9 protein-coding genes are annotated in these 15,863 nt (G+C 40.4%); 4 read left to right on the top strand and 5 right to left on the bottom strand.

Translation table 11 applies throughout. The features are described 5' to 3' along the window. Positions 1-131: 131 nt before the first annotated feature. The 4 genes from ftsZ to murC all read right to left on the bottom strand — a co-directional run bounded on the left by ftsZ (position 132) and on the right by murC (position 5,553). Complete coding sequence (ftsZ, locus tag ACFO3G_RS02200) at positions 132-1,511, bottom strand: cell division protein FtsZ (protein ID WP_380077551.1); 1,380 nt, start codon at positions 1,509-1,511, stop codon at positions 132-134. 26 nt (positions 1,512-1,537) lie between these two features. After that, a complete protein-coding gene (locus tag ACFO3G_RS02195; RefSeq protein WP_380077549.1) occupies positions 1,538-3,022 on the bottom strand; it encodes a cell division FtsA domain-containing protein in 1,485 nt (494 codons plus the stop codon). A gap of 47 nt (positions 3,023-3,069) precedes the next feature. Beyond that, positions 3,070-3,996: a cell division protein FtsQ/DivIB gene (locus tag ACFO3G_RS02190; RefSeq protein WP_380077547.1), complete on the bottom strand. Its 927-nt coding sequence runs from the start codon at positions 3,994-3,996 to the stop codon at positions 3,070-3,072. 183 nt (positions 3,997-4,179) lie between these two features. Then, a complete protein-coding gene (gene murC, locus ACFO3G_RS02185; protein ID WP_380077545.1) occupies positions 4,180-5,553 on the bottom strand; it encodes a UDP-N-acetylmuramate--L-alanine ligase in 1,374 nt (457 codons plus the stop codon). A 272-nt stretch (positions 5,554-5,825) separates the two neighbouring features. On the opposite strand from murC, the gene ACFO3G_RS02180 reads away from it, so the two are divergent. From ACFO3G_RS02180 to porW, 3 genes are all read left to right on the top strand, one after another. Continuing rightward, complete coding sequence (locus ACFO3G_RS02180; RefSeq protein WP_380077543.1) at positions 5,826-6,095, top strand: hypothetical protein; 270 nt, start codon at positions 5,826-5,828, stop codon at positions 6,093-6,095. 818 nt (positions 6,096-6,913) lie between these two features. Then, positions 6,914-8,113 (top strand): restriction endonuclease subunit S, encoded by a 1,200-nt coding sequence (locus ACFO3G_RS02175; protein WP_380077541.1) that lies wholly within the window; start codon positions 6,914-6,916, stop codon positions 8,111-8,113. Positions 8,114-8,501: 388 nt separating this feature from the next. Then, positions 8,502-12,059 (top strand): type IX secretion system periplasmic lipoprotein PorW/SprE, encoded by a 3,558-nt coding sequence (porW, locus tag ACFO3G_RS02170; protein ID WP_380077539.1) that lies wholly within the window; start codon positions 8,502-8,504, stop codon positions 12,057-12,059. A 214-nt stretch (positions 12,060-12,273) separates the two neighbouring features. On the opposite strand, the gene ACFO3G_RS02165 is transcribed toward porW, so the two are convergent. Beyond that, positions 12,274-13,437: a 1-acyl-sn-glycerol-3-phosphate acyltransferase gene (locus ACFO3G_RS02165; RefSeq protein ID WP_380077537.1), complete on the bottom strand. Its 1,164-nt coding sequence runs from the start codon at positions 13,435-13,437 to the stop codon at positions 12,274-12,276. Between the two features lie 491 nt (positions 13,438-13,928). Between ACFO3G_RS02165 and ACFO3G_RS02160 the strand changes: the two genes are divergently transcribed. Then, positions 13,929-15,620 (top strand): alpha/beta hydrolase, encoded by a 1,692-nt coding sequence (locus ACFO3G_RS02160; protein WP_380077535.1) that lies wholly within the window; start codon positions 13,929-13,931, stop codon positions 15,618-15,620. Positions 15,621-15,863 lie beyond the last annotated feature (243 nt).

The raw sequence follows: 15,863 nt of genomic DNA, 5'->3' as shown, positions 1-15,863 counted from the left end.
CTACAAACTACAAGATGAATATTTCAAGGTGTTTGAAACAAAAAAAGTTCTCCAAAGTCCTCTATCCAAACGAATATTATGACTTTGGAGAACTCCCCATTACCGACCCAAGACTTATGAAGTGGCTATCATCAGAATGTAATAGTGCGACTATTTGTGCCTTCCGACTTCTTATCATCCTTAGAATTGTCAGAGCCACTTATAGCATTATCTTCCGAAATAACTTTTCTCAACTCATCTGACTTAGCCTGGAGTTTGCTTTGATGACGCCTACGAATATCGGATATGTTTTTCATATCCCTTGAATAGGTCGGCGTACGATCCAATTCAATGATAAGTTCATCATAATCCAATTCGGCAAGCGAAAGGATCACAGGCTTGCTCATCCCCATCTCTATTGTCGGGACATTATAATAAGTGCTGATAAGATTTTCCTCATGCTTATTCTTACGCTCCTCTTCTTTCGAACTAATCGGATCAACCACATTATTGGTCATACCGCTAATGCTTTCCTTTGTTGTCTCAAAGTCATAGCCGGAAGCTAAGATTGTTACCTTGACTTTTTCGCCAAGTTCATCATCAAAAGCATGTCCCCAAATACTGCTATACGGAGCCTCTATCTTCGAAGTAAAGTCATTGACAGCACTGATCTCATCCATATGAAGCTCGTACTCATGAGAGTGATAGATATAGATCAAAATACGCTTGGCCTGAAGGACATTGTTATTGTTAAGCAACGGAGATCTAATAGCCTCTTCAAAAGCCATATGAAGACGATTGGCCCCTACACCCTCACCACTACTGATAATAGCTACACCGCCATCCTCAAGAGTAGTCTTCACATCGGCAAAGTCCACATTGATGACACCCTCAATACTAATCATATTAGAGATGCCGGTCGCAGCATTGGTCAAGGTCTGGTCTGCAAGCTGAAAAGCATTGGTCAAAGTCAAATCTTGATAGATAGAACAAAGACGTTCGTTGTTGACAACAAGCAAAGCATCCACATTCTTACGAATCTCTTCCACCCCTTTGAGAGCTTGAATGATCTTTATGCGCCCCTCAAACAAAAAAGGTATCGTCACAATGCCAATGGTAAGCAAGCCCATATCTTTGGCAATCTTGCTAATCACAGGAGCTGCACCGGTACCGGTACCACCACCCATACCTGCTGTAACGAACACCATACGCGTATGACCATCATTCAGAGTGCGTCTAATCTCTTCTTCACTTGCCAAAGCAGCATCTCTGCCTCGCTCAGGAACATTGCCCGCTCCCAATCCCCCGGTAAGTTTCTCGCCGATAACTATTCTTTCGGCAATATTACTCTTATTGAGGACCTGGCGGTCGGTATTGCATAGAAGGAATGTAACATCATTGATTCCCACCCGATGCATATTCATTACGGCATTACCGCCACCACCTCCGACACCAATCACTTTTATGAGCTTTGGATTCTCTGAGGTAGTCTCTTCATAATTGATATTTAAAAGCTTTTCGTCGTCTTGCATGAGTCTGTCTTATGTCAGTAAATAGTTTATTTCATATCCTCTTCTTCGTCATCACTGAAAAAGTCCAAAGCTTTATGAATAAGAGAGCCAAAAGTGGAACCTATACCACCCCTCTTCTCCTTCTTAGACTTCTTTTGCTTTTGCGAATTTGTGGCAATCTCAATCGTGTCGTCCATCTCATCTTCACTCTCCTTATCGTCTTGAATAATGACGCTGCCTCCATCATACTCTCCATCGGCAACGGCCTCGTCATCTTCAGTCCAAAGAGCAGATATAGGATCTTGTACATCCTCTTTTTGCTCTGCCTCTTGCGCCGCAGATTCTTCCGATTCAAAGAGATCACTGATATTCTTATTGATGTCTACACAGTCTTCCTTGGCCAATCTCAAAAGGCCCAAAGCAGTAAAACACTTAGGATCGGCAATATCCGGCTTATCCCAAATAATCATGTCTTTCCTCAAAGTAACATCTGCCACACACTCAAGATTCTTTATCATGAAATCCTTAAACTTGCTAAGCTTGGCTCCACCTCCGGTAATCTGCAAACCGGCATCCAAAGAGTTCTGCATTCCGCTACAAGTGATAATATTCAGGATGTTAGCGAAAATCTCTTTCATTCTCGAAGAGGTAATCTTCGTAAAATCATAATACCTGATCTTGCGTTCTGTTGTCTTGTCCTGATCCACAAAAGTAAAACCCTTGTTTCTATCCGACTCAACAACCATCGACCCTTTCTCAATCTTAAACTTTTCGGCATCACGCTCAAGGAATCGAAGAGAGGTAAGGTCTGTCGTAACATTCTGACCACCCATAGGAAGGATATAGAGAGCTACGGGAGTAAGGTTCTTATAAATACAAACCGAAGTTTTGCCGGCGCCCAAGTCTATTTGACAGCAACCCAAAGTCTTATTGGCTTCGGTCATCGTTATGTCTGCCAATGCAATGGGAGAGACCAAAATATCGACCAAAGTCACATTGATCCGTTTAAGAGCAATCTCAATATTTTTGCGAATGCTTTCTCTCGCTGTGATGACTTGATAAAATGCCTTTACACACTTACAAGGCATGCCTTTGGGATTCTTTTCCTGAACATCATTGACCAAGTAAGTGGGAGTGGTCACAAGAAGATTGTCTTTGCCCGCTATTCTAAGTTGAGAAGCCTCGTCTCGCATCTCTTGCAAAAGCTCTTGGGTAATAACAATATCTTCCTCGAAAGATCTCTCCACCACCACCTCCGTAGAATTGAGAGATTGTGCTCCCACTCCTACATATACTTTTGTAATAGCTCGATTCTCTCCAAGGTATTCCTCTTTACTCAGTTTTGTTATAATCTTATCAAATAATGTTGCAGCCGAGTCGATATTACATACATATCCATGTCTGACAGCTGTAGACGAAGGCTCTTTGGTATAGGCTATCGGACAAATTTTGCCATCGTCCTTTCTACCTACCATACCGACAGTCTCATAGCTACCAAGATCGATGACTGCAAAGATTGGGTTAGAATCCATAGGCTTAGTTATTTTATTCTTTGAGGTTGGAAGTTTTATCAAAATATCTATTTCTGTCTAATATTAGGCTGTGTCACAATCTGACCTTCAAACTTAAGATTGATTGTATTAAACTGATCCCAGCCACTTTTAGAAATAACCTGATCTACAAAGATCTTTAGATTGTCAAGCTTTTCGCTCCAATTGGAAGACTTACCCAGAATAACTTCTGTATCGGATATTCTGGAAAGCAAAACAATGTCTCCATCATCCTTCACATAGATTTGCGAAAAAAGGTCTTTCCATTGATGGTCACTTAACAGAATCTCAACCAAATCATAAATCTTCGTTACCGCCATTGTACTGTCCAGATGCCCGGAAACAAAAATTGACAAAGGCACAGGGTACTCTGTTGAGGCCTTCATAAGGGATCGATTTACGCCAACATAATATGACTTTCCATTTATTTGTGCTGCAAAAAGAGGATTATTGCGATCAAGATGGATATAGAGATCATTATTGCTTGTCAAATAGACCTCAGCATCCTTAAAAAGACCTATCTGCTCAATCTGCTTTTTTATTTTCAATACTGAGATTTGATCTATCCTTTTGCCAATGGGATATTGATTCATTTGCTTGAGTTCCCGGATCACATCCTCCTCATTAAGATTGATATTGGACTCATTATTGGCAAAAGAGATGTACAGATGCTTACAGGTAGGTATTTCACCATAATATCGAGGGCGAGAAAAGAACACCATTGCCCAAACAACATAGCCCAAACAAACAACCGCACACAAGGCAATTAAAAACCTTACCAAACGGCTATCCTTCTTTTTAGAAGCCCCAATATTCGTTTCTATTGAAGAAGTATCATTGGGATCTGAGTCACGCTGCTCCGTATACTCGGCATGATCCTGATGTGGGGTACCGCCATCAACTTGCTCAACCGGCTCTTCTGTATATTGTTCTTTATTAGCTTTTTTACTTTTCATCAGTCTGTAATTTTCGAGATGAAATCCCCACTAAAGAAGCCCTTCATCATTGCATACAGCACAATTGAAGGAAGTTGTGCTAAGGTACTTATTCTTTCTTTAGTCACCAATAAAACTCTCTTAATATGATTAAATTTCTACAAAACGATTCTATATACCAACAATGCTACTATATAAAAGATGTCAAATAAGGGTATTAAGATAGTCGGCCAAAGGTTTTACCTCACGATCGATATCCCCGGCACCCAGTATCAAAAAGACATCAGGAAGGTCAGTCATCTGCTTGACATAATCGACAAGTTGTGATTTGGGCAAGACCGGAATTTTCATTTCAGGGAGCAAGTCAGCTATCATTTGAGAGCTAACCCCCTCTATCGGCTTTTCTCTTGCCGGATAAATATCAATCAAGATTAACTCATCGAGATGTGAAAGAGCCTCGGCAAAGTCTTTATAAAAATCACGAGTTCTTGAATAGAGGTGTGGCTGAAAGATCCCCAAGACACGCTTGTTGTGATAAAGTTCTCTCACCGATTTGATGGTTGCTCTAAGTTCTCCCGGGTGATGGGCATAATCATTGATCAAGACAACCTTGTCATTGTTCACAATTCTTTGAAATCTCCTCTCGACACCTCCAAAAGACTTTATTGCAGCTACAAGTTCTTCATCTTTGACACCATTGAGAGAAGCAACAGCAAGGGCCGCAACAGCATTTTCTACATTTACCCGCAATGGAACACCCAAGTCAAGATCCTTCAATGACAGACCATTGGGCCTATGCCAGTCAAAATAAAGATGTCCATTGCTTACTCTAATGTTATCTGCATAAAAGTCCGCCTCTTCTATTGAAGAATAGGTATAAACAGAAACACCCGGCTTAACCTTATCAGCCAAAGTAAGCCCCTTCTTCATGATAAGGACTCCTCCCGGCTTAATAAGAGAGACAAACTTTGCAAAACTTTCGATATATGCCTCCGGAGTACCATAGATATCGAGATGATCGGCCTCTGTACTGGTCACGATAGCCATATAGGGAGACAGTTGGTGAAACGAACGATCGTATTCATCAGCCTCAATTACAGCCAAATCGCTTTTCTTACTAAGCAAATAGTTACTCCCGTAATTGATGGAAATACCGCCTAAAAAGGCATTGCAATCGACATGGGAAGATCTTAAAATATGGGCAAGCAAAGTAGAAGTGGTTGTCTTGCCATGCGTGCCGGCCACACATAGTGCTTTCTCCATACGGGTAATTTCGCCAAGGGCATGAGCTCTTTTGACAACTTCAAATCCGGAGTTCTGAAACATCAAAAGCTCTTTATGATCTTTGGGAATAGCCGGAGTATAGACCACCAAAGTCTCCTCAGAATTCATAAAAGGTGCGGGGATAAGTTTGGGGTCATCCTCAAAGTGAATATCCATACCCTCACGAGACAAAGCATCTGTAAGAGGAGATGGGGTCAAGTCATACCCGGCCACCTCAAATCCATTAAACTTAAAATACCTGGCAAGGGCACTCATTCCAATGCCACCAATACCTATGAAATAAACCCGTTGCATATTCTATCTGTTTGCAAATGTAAATCACACTCTCAAGAGGATCTCAAAGAACCGAAAAGAAGGTACAAATAGTCGTATCATCAAAGCACCATCATAGCGTTTGAAAATATCGAAACAATCATTGATGCGATATCATCAAAGCAAAGGTAGAGTTTTTCTACGACAAATATAGACTTTATCAATTGCTCAAAATTCAGATCAAGCAATAAGAAATCAACATTGCAAAAGAGCAGACTTTTTTGTACCTTAGGCTTCGATAAAGAACAAATACTATGGAGACAGTCATTTTACTTACCCTGCTTTTGATTGGCATTTTGCTTGGCGGAAAACTCCTCCGCACAGGTAAGTTGTGTCCTGCTCCATCGAAGCAAATTACCTTAGAGGCAGGGATAGAAATCAAGGCCTTGGGCACTCGTTTTTTGCAGGCTGTGAAGCTCGCAAAAGAGGAGTCGTATTTGTTAAATATTATTACTATTCATAATACTCCAAAAGGGGCTCAAACAGCTCCTTTTTATACCAAAATTCACACCTATCGGGGTTAGGGGAATCTGACCCAATACACGCTTTGCCCGTTTTATTAGTACGAAATGGGCTTTTTTATGCGCTATTTTAACAAATAAGCTCGCGCGAGAAGCAATCTGTTCTCGCGCGACTTTCGATCTGATCTCGCGCGACCTTGACATGCAAAGTCGCGCTACTTCGGGTGCAACCTCGCGCGAGTCTACCCTCAAGGTCGCGCGAGAACAGATTGCAAGTCGCGCGACCTTACAAAAAAGGCAGCCTGAAGTCCACTTTTAAGCCCCCAATTTGTCCATAAAAAGTAGCCTATACATATATTAACATTCAGATAGGACGGTTTCGTACTATCGCTTTTTGATTTTGTGGAGAATGAGCCTCATTCGTAAGTCAAAAAGGGCTGTTTTGAGTCTGAAAGCGGGCTTGAATATTTAACATTATTTGCCATATAATACCCGTTTTGGGTCCTCCATTTTCTCTAAAAAGATGCATTGTTTGGGATGTGATTTGACGGAAAAAGACGAGAAAATGACCTTTTTTATGTAGAAAGAAAGGAGAAAAATGGCTAAAAGAAGGGGGCGACAAAAGGCAAAAAGCGTTCGGAAGCAATAGGGACAAGAAGCATATTTACATACCCTTTTTGGTATATTTGTCCTCACAATCAAATGATTCTCACAATGAATAGGCAGGAATTGGCCAATAAGATGTGTTACAGAGTCAAGGAAAACGAGTACAAAAATGATAACCTGTGATATGTGTTGTACAAGGTTGTCTTGCCATCAACAGACAAAAATATGAATCGGCGAACTCATTGAAGTACTCAGAGAAGATAAAGATGATGAACATGGATAAGCCCAAAATAAGATTTCAAGGATTTGAAGAGGCCTGGTGCGAAAAGACCTTAGGGGAGATAGCAGAATGTAATTATGGGGGAGGGACTCCATCCACCATCAATAAAGATTATTGGTCATCTTGTGGTTTGCCATGGATACAATCCTCCGACCTTATACAAGATGATGTTCTCAACGTGGTTCCAAGAAAATTTATCACAGCAAAGGCTTTAAAAAACACTGCCACTAAATTCATTCCTTCAAATTCTTTGGCTATTGTTACACGTGTAGGTGTTGGAAAGTTGGCTCTTATTCCTTTTGATTATGCTACAAGTCAAGACTTTACCAGCTTATCCAAACTTAAAACTGATAAATATTTTTCGGCATTCTCTATCTACACTCTCTTATTGAAAGACTTAAATCTGGTTCAAGGAACTTCAATCAAGGGCATAACAAAAGATGAAATTCTACAAAAAGACATATTTATTCCATCCCTTCCAGAGCAAAAAAAGATAGGTAAGCTCTTCGAGCGCATAGATCATCTTCTTAACCTCCAACAGCGCAAATGTGACAAACTGAATGATATTAAAAAGTCCATGCTCACAAAGATGTTCCCAAAGCCCGGGCAAAAAGTCCCCGAAGTGAGATTTGAAGGATTTACTGATGACTGGGTGGAGTGTAAAGCTGAAGATTTGTTTTACTCTATCTCGGATAAAAACCACCCAGATTTACCGGTATTGTCGGCAACACAAGAATATGGTATGGTAAAAAGAGAAGACTTAGATTTTAACATTTCACATGATAAGAAAAACGAGTCAACCTACAAACGAGTTAAACCCGGACAATTTGTTATACACCTTAGATCATTTCAGGGAGGTTTTGCACACTCATTAATTGAGGGGATTACTTCTCCTGCATATACGGTCATAGATTTCAAAGTTCCTGAAATTCATCATGACATATTTTGGAAATACATCTTTAATTCAGAAAAGTTTATTAAAGATCTTGAATCGGTTACATATGGAATTAGAGATGGGAGGAGTATTAGTTTTGATGAATTTCTCACAATGAAATTTTTAATGACTTCATACAAAGAACAAAAGCAGATTGGCGCCTTCTTCCACAAGTTAGATACACTTATTCGTTTATCTGAATTGAGATTGGACAAGCTTCGTTTATTAAAACGCTCCTTTCTTGAGGGTATGTTTGTTTGATACAGTCTTACTTCCGAGGTCACCTCTTGCTACTTTCTCAATAGCAAGAGTCTGATTTACATTTGCAACAAAAATAAGCCCCCATCATAAAAGCGACATACATTTTATGGTTGGGGCTTCTTAATATAAAGGATACCAATAGCCATCTGCAATGTATCGAACACTATGAAGGGAGTAGTCATGATTAACATCGTTCAATGGAACAATGATGAGCAGTCTCCAATTAGACCTCATTAGACAAAAACATTTGTTTATTTTGTACTTTAGCAATGCATTAGCCATCGTTTTCAAACGACCAATCTATTCAACCTAAGATTCTCCATATACTAATTGGAGGCTTTTGTAGTTTGTATAACATAGGGAAGGCAATGCTAAACTATCTCTTTTTATGATGCACGACACCAAACAGCCCCATATCACCAAAGGTCCATATACAATCATCCTCTTGGTTGTTTGTATTATGGCTATTTTGAGTTTTTACGGATGCAACACAAAGAAAAACACGGCATTCAACCGATTCTACCAGGGCTTTACCACCAGATACAATGTCTATTATAATGGTAAGAACTTCTTCGATGAAGCCTACAACAATATGATCGAAGGATATAAAGAGAGTTTTTCTCAGCCTATTGTCATCGAGCCATCTTCATACAATGGATTTGACGAAAAGAAAACAATCGGAGGCCCCTATGACAATGCCATTACAAAAGCCAGAAAAGCCATTTCTCTTCATAGCCTGCGAGCTAAACCGGAGAAACTCAAGATCAACCGAAGAGACAAAAAACAAAAGGCCTTCTTAGAAAAGGTCGAATACAATCCATTCCTCCATAATGCCTGGATGCTGCTTGGCAAATCGCAATATTACAATGGAGACTATCTCGAAGCTATGGCAACCTTTGGGTACATAGCCAGGATATACAAGACCGAGCCATATATCAGAGACGAAGCAAAACTATGGCAGATAAGATGTTACAATGCTCTTGGATGGATAAACGACACGGATGAAATAATCAAAAGCATAGCTAATCCTCAAAAAAAAGATTCCAAGAGGGTGTACAACTTAGCCATGGCTGAGCGCCAATGGAAGCTGGGCAACGATAAAGAGGCGGTAAGACACCTTGTCAATGCAGCCAAGTTGGAAAAGAACAAAAGACAAAGAGCACGCCTCTATTACCTTGCAGGACAATTGGCACAAGCATCCGAAATGTATCAAGAGGCTCGCAAAGCCTATAAAAAGGTCATCTCTCTCGCACCTCCTTTCGATTTGGATCTTGCAGCAAGGATAAGATGCACAGAGGTAGAAGGCAGAGACAAACCCTTGCCTGTTGCAAAAAAACTTGAACGCATGGCGCGCAAAGAAAAGTATGACGATGTGCAGGATCAAATCTATCTTGCCATCGGCAACACCTACATGAATATTCCTGACACAGCCAAAGCCATCAAGGCATATCAATTGGGAGCTGACTCAAGCCACCTCAAGGCTGCTGATTATGGTCTTTGCAACCTCAAACTTGGGAACATCTATTACAGCCAACACAAATACACCAAAGCAAAGCCCTGTTTTGCCAATGCTCTCAGGACCATCAACAAATCAAATCAGGAGTATGAAAGAGTAGATAAAACATCTTCCGACCTTGATGCACTTGTAGTCTTTTCGAAGCAGGTGGAAGAGCAAGACAGCCTGCAACATCTTGCCTCTTTGCCCGAAAAAGATCGTTTGGAAATCATTGACAAAGCAATAAAAACGGCCAAAGAGGAGGCAAAAAGGAAGGCAAAAGAAGCCGAAATGGCTGACCTTAAAAACCGGCAAGACAAACTCAATCAGCAGGCTGATGCGATGAACCCCAACCGCAACAACACTCCTGATATGCCAAGCAATGTACCGAACAACGGAGAATTTTATTTCTACAATCCTCCTCTGATGACACAAGGAAAAGCGGCATTTGAAAAGAAATGGGGACGAAGAATACTCGAAGACAACTGGAGAAGAAGCAACAAAGAACCCGGATTTACGGCTCCCGAGCAAAATCAAGAAATGGATAAGGTTGCCGATTCGACCTCGATAAACAAAAATGGAGCTAAGGGGATTGCTGCCAAAGATTCTACCCAACAAGATCTATCGAAAGAAAACGATCCCTTCGAAAGGGAGTATTATCTCAAAAACCTTCCTCTCACTCCGGAAGCTATGGAGAGATCCAACAAAATAATAGAGGAGGGACTCTTCGGAATGGGCAAAGTCTTCAACGAACAGATGGAGAAATTTGAAGAGGCTATATACACTTATGAAGAGCTACTAAAGAGATTTCCAAAGTTCGAAAAGAGATTGGATGTATTGTACAACCTGTATCTGCTCTATGCTCGCACAAATCAAACTGCAGATGCCGAACGATGCAGACAGCTTATTCTGAAAGAATTTCCCGAAGACAATTTAGCAAAAGCACTTCAAGACAAGGATTATATAAAGAAACTCAGAGCTAAATATAACGAGCAGAATAGCATTTATGACACAGCTTTCAACGCTTATTTCAAGGGAGACCAAGACAAAGTAAGAAGCAAATACAAGGAGCTAAAAGACAACTTCCCCACCTCGCAACTGCTTCCTAAAATTGCATTCTTAGATGCATTATGCTATGTGCTCGAAAATGACAGCGAAGGATTTAAGAAAGCACTTCAAGAGGTCATTGCAATGAAGCCGGATGCAGATATTTCTGAACTTGCACAATCCATGCTGGGAGATCTACTAAAGGGCAGACGAATAAGTCAAGGTGGTTACAAAGAGATGGACTGGAATATACAGTTTGCAGGTGAAGGGGCCGGAGCTTCTGCAGCCGACTCTACCCTACCTCAGTTTGACAGAAAACCGGACCGATACGAACTCAGACTAATCTTCCCGTCCGGCTCTATCGATCGCAATGCCATAATCTTTGCTGTCAGTGCTTTTGACTATTCAAGATTTACAAGATACACGCTGGATGCCAAGTTGTCCGAAATAGGTGACTGGCAACAAATCATTATCAGTGATCTGCCTAATGCCTCTACCGCTTGGTTTTATATACGACAAGCCTATGCCAAAGATGGCTATATGCCTAAACTTATTGATGATGCATTGTTGTTCCCCATCTCCAAATCTAATGCGGAATTGCTTCAAAAAGGAAGAAGTCTCAAAGAGTATATCCAATTTGTCGCACAAAACTATAAAGGTCAAGATGTAGAAACCGTATTAGCTCGCTGGAGAGTTCTCACGGGGCAAAACATAGAAAAGACAGATGACAAAGAACAAAATAATGGAGATCTTCAACAGGTTACCGAATCTTCAAAAGACAAGAAGATCAGATCAGTAAGACCGGCTTTGGAAAGGGATAAAAAACAGGTAAAAGAGACTTCGCAGTCCGAAGAAACCATTGCCACAGATCAAGAACCTTCAGAAGAAAAGAATGTTGAAGATAAAAAGGCAACCGAAGAGCAACCGCTCAATTTTGAGATAGACAGAAAAGAGGTTAAAGAAAGAATTAAAACAGATTCTACCAAGCAGGTTGAAACATCATCCAAAACTCCAATCCAAAAGGAGGAGAAAGAAGACAAGACGCAAAATGTGCTCAAGCCGGTAGTAACACCAAATGAGAATGTAACCTACTCTGACATCAAAGAGTTGTACCAAGATCGAAAAGAAGAAGAGCAACTCAGCAAAAGAGAACAAGAAAAAATTAAACGACAAAAAGAAAAAGAGCGTAAAGCTGAGTTACGCCAAAGAGAAAGAGAGCGTAAAAAGCAGCTCAAACAAAGAGAAAGAGAGCGTAAAGAAAAACTCAAGCAAAGAGAAAAGGAGCGCAAAGAGCGTGAAAAAGAACGCAAACGCCAACTCAAAGAAAAGGAGAAGGAGCGCAAAGAAAAACTAAAATTGCGCGAGAAAGAGCGCAAAGAGAAGCTCAAACAAAGAAACAGTTAGGCCTCTTACCACGCTTTAGACAACCTTCATGCGTAGACAAACCATTCTCAAGGCCAAAAGAACCTATCTCAATATGACTTGCAAAAGAAGGTATTAGAAGAGGTTTGAAGATACAACAAGGGTCATAAAAGCATCTCTTTATTTTCATTTGATGATAATAGAGATCCTTTTATGACCCTAATTTTTTGTCCCAATCCAAAGAAATGTCTTATCTCTATTTGGTAGCGTCCAATTTGTTGTATAAAGGATTTGCATACATCTTTAAGATACATTTCTTCAAGAATGGCTCATCCTTCTGAATAGCAGAATCCTCGAAGACAATCTTTTGAAGCTGAGAATTGAGGTAATCCTCAAAGCGCATCCTGTCAGCTAATCCATATTCTTTGGAAAAACGATCCGACCCCTCCAACATATCGGCTGCAATATAATTGCCGGGATAAAGACGATAATGCGAATGAATCTCTCGATCAATCAACTTACATACGGATTCGATCTGCAACTTGTTTGACAGAGAGGGATCAACTTCATTCAACATCTTATTAAGTGGTGTACCGAATGTCAAATGGACTCGTCCCTTCGAACCTTGAACTCCGGTAGCCATATTGATCAAATCCTCTTGAGGAGACTTCTTGTAAGAAGGATTGTCTCGCTTAGCCTGCATCTCACGCGCTTTCAAAAAATCACACGGATCATATTCATAGCTAAATGTTGTAGGTACAATATTCAATGATTTAAGACGGTCTATAATAGGTCCTTCAGCACCCATTGTCAACATCTTTATCAGAGCCGACTGTGTCCTGTCGTCCGAATCTTTGGCTCTTCCCTGACGCTGTGCAATCCATACAGACTCATTGAGATCGGATGTCACATGATGAATATATGCTGATAACTTAGTCGATTCAGCTATCTTTTCTCTCAAAGAGGGAGTTCTCTTAACCAAGAAACTACCAAACAACTTGACCAAGATACCTATCCACTGACGCTTGATGAGATTGTCTCCTATGGCAATTTGAGCCATCCTGTAGTTGATATTCTTCAAACTTACATTCAAAAACAAAGGATCGACAATAATATCTCTATGATTACTGATGTAGGTAAAAGCCTTATCCTCACCAAGACGGCTTCTTCCCGAGGCATCGTATGTAAAGGTCGATGTAGTCAAAATTCGAGTCCCGACCTCACAACCAATGACCGCCTTAAAGGCATCTCTGGCTTGGTTGCATGTACGACATATCTTTGCAAAAGCTTCATTGTCCACATCAGGCATCAACTTGGACCTTAGCATCTGAAACTCTTGATCCTTGAGAAGAGTCTCGACCGCAAGAGGTGTCTCCCGGTCTGTGTATGGCCGAATATCATCAAAATTGTAATCCATCATAATAAATCTTTCTTTCTTGACGCAGAAGAGCATTGACAAACAATAAAAAGGTCAACTTCTCCCAACATCCCGGTTAATGATTTTTGAAAATAAGAAGATGTTTTGAGCTAAGTATTCGAGTTAAATGAAGCTATAGATTGAGAACATCTCGTTGAGAAACAACTCAAATGGCTTCAGATAATCCGACAAACGATAATTCAAAACCCTTGCTTGTACTTTACAATAAATTCAAAACAGTTTCTAAAGGTACTGATTTGTTTCAAATAAACTGTTTGAAAAGATATCACCCATGCGCCTCCTTATTGATTAGACGACAGCAATTAATTTATACCTTTATCCCAAATATGTATTCAGAAAGATCTAATGACATATTTAGCTTTGTCGGATAATAATTGGATGCCGATTTGATTTGTTTCGAGACTTTTTGATAAGGACTTCCGAATACCTTTTTGAAGTCTCCTCAAAGCGGCTTCTCTTACTCAATTAAATTTATGAAAACTAAGTTACTTCTATTCTTGTGTATCCTCAGCTTTGCGCCCCTTATGGGACAATCTTTAGACGGAGCTTGGGAGGGAAATCTCAATGTCATGGGCACAAAACTTGCCATTGTAATTCACATTGACACAAACAGCCATCGGTACAGTGTAGACAGTCCGGATCAAAAAGCATACGATCTACCTATGGAAGAATTGTATTTATCCAAAGATTCCATAGCCCTAAAGTCATCTGAGCTATCTGCCATATTTACTGCCAAATTGAAAAACGATCAACTTCAAGGAACCTTCTCTCAAAGAGGATTTAAGATTCCGATCAAATTGGACAAACAGAAGAAAAGAAAGACGCTTAACAGAGAGCAACAGAAACTTTTAGAAAAGATTCAAGGTACTTGGAGTGGAGCCCTTAATGTCCAAGGGAATAGCCTTACCATCAGATTCAACTTTTCTCAAAACCCACCAAAGGTCACGATGGACAGCCCGGACCAACGGGCATACGACATACCTGCCAATCTCATCTCTATATCGGCAGACTCTGTAGAGATAGAAGTAAGAAGTATCGGAGTCAAATATAAAGCTGCAATCAAAGACGATTGCATGGAGGGCACATTCTTGCAAATGAATATCTCATTGCCATTGAAGATGCAAAGGCTTTCCGATATTGAGATGGGAAAGCTCAAAGAGATAAAAAGACCACAAACCCCTCAACCTCCTTTTTCATATAAGACACAAGAGGTGACCTTCACCAATCCACAAGGCAACAGTACATTGGCAGGCACTATTACTTACCCTATCGGCTACGATAAGAAGAGAAAGGCAAAAACTCCAATCATTGTTTTTGTATCAGGTAGTGGACAACAAGATAGAGATGAGACAATCTTCGAGCACAAACCTTTCGCTGTCATTGCCGATTACTTTGCACACCACGGCATAGCATCGCTGAGATATGATGATAGAGGCGTAGGAGGCTCCAAAGGAGAAGTTGCCAATGCAACAACAAAAGACTTTATGCAAGATGCGGTCTCAGCTGTCCAATTTCTTAGGAAAGAGGGATTCAGAAAGATAGGAATAGTCGGACACAGTGAAGGAGGGATGATCGCACTTATGGCTGCCGCTCAAGGAAAAACGGACTTCATCATCTGCCTGGCAGCACCGGGAGTAAGAGGAGATCAGATCCTATACAAACAGGTCACTTTTGATGAAATGTCTGATTGTAACCAAAACAAAGCTTTCAGAAAGGTTGTAAAAGAGATTATGGATTACCTGTCAAAAGGTGGAAGCTATAAAGATGCAGACGATTTGATGGCTCAAACCGGCAATCCAAAGATGGAAGGTCTAAATGATTTTCAAAAGAGAGTAGTTCAACAGGTAACGCAAATGATGAAAAATCCATGGATGCGTTATTTTGTTCAATATGATCCTACCAAAGACATTCAAAATGTTCGTTGTCCGATCATGGCTCTAAACGGAGATAAAGATCATCAAGTATTCGCAGATGACAACATCGAAAACATTCGTCACAACCTGCCTCAAGGTAAGCACAATATGATAAAGAGGTATCCAAACCTCAACCACCTCTTCCAACATTGCAACACAGGATATCCAAACGAATATGCAAACATTGAAGAGACTATATCTGAGGAGGTTTTACAGGATATGGCCAAATGGATCCATGAAGTGACCAAATAGCGAGCAAATAGGGTTTCTACACTATAGTTTCACCTGATACATAATGGACAAAAGAAGGGCCTCTCCCGCATTATAAAAGCGGTGGAGGCCCTTCCTTTATCTATCCTTATCAATCTTTTCAATCCTTATCTGATCAAACAACAAGCTAAAGAGACTTCTCTACAACATTTTATCCAAATGATTGCTGTTCCGATAAGAGTTTTGACAGCTCAACAAACTTGGATTTCATATAAACTGCTCTCG

Source organism: Falsiporphyromonas endometrii, from assembly GCF_042654485.1.
GTDB classification, from domain to species: Bacteria; Bacteroidota; Bacteroidia; order Bacteroidales; family Porphyromonadaceae; genus Porphyromonas; species Porphyromonas endometrii.
Note: the sequence above shows the minus strand (reverse complement) of the source record. Positions and strands in the feature narration are given on the sequence as shown.

What these genes read in the sequence shown, in the direction of transcription:
- ACFO3G_RS02195 (WP_380077549.1), bottom strand. Translation starts at nt 3,022, where the DNA reads ATGGATTCTAACCCAATCTTTGCAGTCATCGATCTTGGTAGCTATGAG.
- murC (WP_380077545.1), bottom strand. Translation starts at nt 5,553, where the DNA reads ATGCAACGGGTTTATTTCATAGGTATTGGTGGCATTGGAATGAGTGCC.
- porW (WP_380077539.1), top strand. Translation starts at nt 8,502, where the DNA reads ATGATGCACGACACCAAACAGCCCCATATCACCAAAGGTCCATATACA.
- ACFO3G_RS02160 (WP_380077535.1), top strand. Translation starts at nt 13,929, where the DNA reads ATGAAAACTAAGTTACTTCTATTCTTGTGTATCCTCAGCTTTGCGCCC.
- ACFO3G_RS02175 (WP_380077541.1), top strand. Translation starts at nt 6,914, where the DNA reads ATGGATAAGCCCAAAATAAGATTTCAAGGATTTGAAGAGGCCTGGTGC.
- ACFO3G_RS02190 (WP_380077547.1), bottom strand. Translation starts at nt 3,996, where the DNA reads ATGAAAAGTAAAAAAGCTAATAAAGAACAATATACAGAAGAGCCGGTT.
- ACFO3G_RS02165 (WP_380077537.1), bottom strand. Translation starts at nt 13,437, where the DNA reads ATGATGGATTACAATTTTGATGATATTCGGCCATACACAGACCGGGAG.
- ftsZ (WP_380077551.1), bottom strand. Translation starts at nt 1,511, where the DNA reads ATGCAAGACGACGAAAAGCTTTTAAATATCAATTATGAAGAGACTACC.
- ACFO3G_RS02180 (WP_380077543.1), top strand. Translation starts at nt 5,826, where the DNA reads ATGGAGACAGTCATTTTACTTACCCTGCTTTTGATTGGCATTTTGCTT.